The 2,602-nt window shown below is 27.9% G+C and carries 5 protein-coding genes and 1 pseudogene; 4 read left to right on the top strand and 2 right to left on the bottom strand.

The genetic code is table 11. The annotated features are described in order from the left end of the window. Positions 1 to 395: SMI1/KNR4 family protein (locus tag ACGH6S_RS12040; protein ID WP_411578984.1), on the bottom strand; the 395-nt coding region annotated here is incomplete at its 3' end. Between the two features lie 152 nt (positions 396 to 547). Next, the gene (locus ACGH6S_RS12035; protein WP_411578983.1) at positions 548 to 928 is read right to left on the bottom strand and encodes a hypothetical protein; all 381 of its coding nucleotides are present in this window, start codon (positions 926 to 928) and stop codon (positions 548 to 550) included. A gap of 148 nt (positions 929 to 1,076) precedes the next feature. On the opposite strand from ACGH6S_RS12035, the pseudogene ACGH6S_RS12030 reads away from it, so the two are divergent. The 4 genes and pseudogenes from ACGH6S_RS12030 to ACGH6S_RS12015 all read left to right on the top strand — a co-directional run. After that, positions 1,077 to 1,436: pseudogene (locus tag ACGH6S_RS12030) on the top strand (DDE-type integrase/transposase/recombinase); the annotation flags it as partial. 204 nt (positions 1,437 to 1,640) lie between these two features. Beyond that, a complete protein-coding gene (locus tag ACGH6S_RS12025; protein WP_411578982.1) occupies positions 1,641 to 1,958 on the top strand; it encodes a hypothetical protein in 318 nt (105 codons plus the stop codon). A gap of 100 nt (positions 1,959 to 2,058) precedes the next feature. Further along, on the top strand, positions 2,059 to 2,220 hold the full coding sequence (locus ACGH6S_RS12020; protein WP_167370119.1) for a hypothetical protein: 162 nt from the start codon (positions 2,059 to 2,061) through the stop codon (positions 2,218 to 2,220). 147 nt (positions 2,221 to 2,367) lie between these two features. Next, a partial coding sequence (locus ACGH6S_RS12015; protein WP_411578981.1) for a hypothetical protein occupies positions 2,368 to 2,602 on the top strand: 235 nt, incomplete at its 3' end.

The raw sequence follows: 2,602 nt of genomic DNA, 5'->3' as shown, positions 1-2,602 counted from the left end.
AGCGTATCGTCCCATTCTAGTCTGAGATATTGATATATCGCACCAGTATTAATATTTATACACAAAAAACCATTGCTGTAATCAAGAGCAAAAGGCAATAATTCTTTAGGTAAGTTTTCGTTATCCCAAAATTTCGAAGCTGTTCCTTCTATCAAAAAATCCGGATCATTTCTAAAATCTTTGTTATATTTTATTGGAATAAATATTGAGATTTGGAGTTTATATGGAGGAACAGTTGTTTTCCAAATATCTTTATATACCATTCCGCCATTGCAATTAAGATATAGCTCTTTTAAAGAGTTTGGAATCGTAATACCTAGCTTATTCTCACAAGCATGTAATTCATCAATAGATATTTTTTTCTCACATTTATAAAAATTATCTTTATTAAGCATATTCTTTTCCTAAATATATTTCATATTTAATTAACAGCCTTTGTTTGTTGATCTCGGTTTTCTACCTGTTAATTACCATTTTCTCTGTGATTTTTTAGCTGTTTCAGATAAAATATGACGTGTTTATTTTCGATATATATAGTTAAATAAAACTAAGATTCATATAAATAATATAAATCTTCTGTTAAATATAGAATTTCTTTTTTATTATTGGTCGAAATTGGTGAAATCAAAAATTCTCGCATATCGCTAATATTTATTGATTTTTGAATAAAATTTAACAGTTCACTTTTTGAAACTTTAAACATTTCTCCTTTTATTGTTATTTTTTTCCCCTTGTAAGAAATTAATTTATGTGCAATATAATATTTTTCCTTTGTAAAATAAGGGATTAAATTATCAAAGCAGGTTGTATATAATAGTAAATTTCCTGTATGTATAATATTTAACATACTCAGAAAAATATCATTCTTCTCAAAGTCCGAAATAATTTCTTTATTGATTAGGTGTTTAAATAAATAATTATTTTTCATTATTTAATTTTCGCAAAAAAATGGACAAAAGTCGCCTTTATGATATAAACAAAAATCATAGAAGACAAATATCACGGTCAAAAAATTTAGCATCGAATTCAAATAACAATCAGCGGATTATGACGATAGAAAAAAACAAAAGAACTGAAATCGCATAAACCGCCATTTAGTGTGTAATACATTAAAACAAGCCTTATTTTGGCGTCATTTTCCTAAAAATGTACTCATTCATAGTGACCAAGGAAGCCAATATTGCAGTGCTGATTTCAAGCAATTATTGTTACAATATGGGCTAAGGCAAAGCATGAGTCGAAGAGGAAACTGCTTTGATAATGCGGTTGTTGAAAGTTTTTTTCATACATTCAAAACACACATTATTCATGACTGTTACTACAAAACGAGGAAGCAGGCTAATAAAGCACTATTTGAATATATTGAAATCTATTATAATCGGATACGCCGTCATTCAGCCAATGGCTGGATATTGCCGCAGCAATATGAACAATAATTTTACCAAAAAACAAAATGATATAGGTGTGTACTGTCTAATTTTTTGCAAAGATCAATTATTACTTAGATAAAAGATATATCTAAGAAAAATGTTCAGCATAGAATAAATCGAAATACTAACTGGTGGCAGAGATTAACGCAAAGTGAACTTGGTGAGTTCAAAAATATATTTGATGATTATGTGAAGTTTTAGGGAGAAAAAATGTATTTATTAGAACATATAAATCCTTCAGGAACCGTGAATCAATTCCATATTGATATCTCTGAAGATGGGTTAATGATTTATGAGTCATGTATTAACTATGTCTTAGATAATTGTAGTGATAAAGATATTTACATATTTACTGGTTGCGAGAATAAGGAAGCTTTAAAAGAAATACAAAAAAATATTATAACTATTTTATATTATTATGCCGCAAAGGATTTGTTGCCACCTCGATATATTGATCCCCAGAACAGGTATGTAGATACAAATGAATTATCATGGATAGGAATAGATATAAACAGATTAAATAAATAGATTAGTATTTATATATGAAATTGTGGACATACCACTATGCATCTAATGGATTGACTTGGGTGGATTGTAAGGACTGTCATTAGTTACAGCTAGACGAAGGATGGGATCAGTAGAATATCAAAAAATGGTAGATAGCGATAAAGTATTACGAAGTATAACAGGAACAACTCATGTGGCTTATCATGCAGATGTTAATGCTTTTGGTAAACAAGCAAAAATGGAGTTTTATATGTTGGATTTGATATTTTTAAAAAATTTATAACTCCTTCAAATGAAAGATGGGCAAAAAAGTAGGATTAAATTGTTTAGAAGGCTTAGCGTAAAGTAAAGGATTTCTTGTGCCTGAAATGCCTAAAGCAAGTAACATTCGTGTTAAGATAGAAAAAATTAATGTAAAAATACAATCAAAATGTTAAATAAATTTAAATTTTGGATATCTAAAAATACTAACTACTCTTCTGATTATCATCAAAATGATTTATCAGAAAGTATCGTTATCGATTTTGAAAATGATATTTATATTGCCCGATTTACTGTTTGGGATGATTTAAGTTGTATGTCCGAAATAGTAGATTTAAATACTGATCAATTTAAAATTAATAAAAGGAATGAATTTACTTCATTTGATGAATTGCTATCTATAT

Source organism: Gilliamella sp. BG3 (assembly GCF_046635605.1).
GTDB lineage: Bacteria > Pseudomonadota > Gammaproteobacteria > Enterobacterales > Orbaceae > Gilliamella > Gilliamella bombi.
This window is presented reverse-complemented; position numbering and strand designations above follow the sequence as displayed.

What these genes read in the sequence shown, in the direction of transcription:
- ACGH6S_RS12035 (WP_411578983.1), bottom strand. Translation starts at nt 928, where the DNA reads ATGAAAAATAATTATTTATTTAAACACCTAATCAATAAAGAAATTATT.
- ACGH6S_RS12025 (WP_411578982.1), top strand. Translation starts at nt 1,641, where the DNA reads ATGTATTTATTAGAACATATAAATCCTTCAGGAACCGTGAATCAATTC.
- ACGH6S_RS12020 (WP_167370119.1), top strand. Translation starts at nt 2,059, where the DNA reads ATGGGATCAGTAGAATATCAAAAAATGGTAGATAGCGATAAAGTATTA.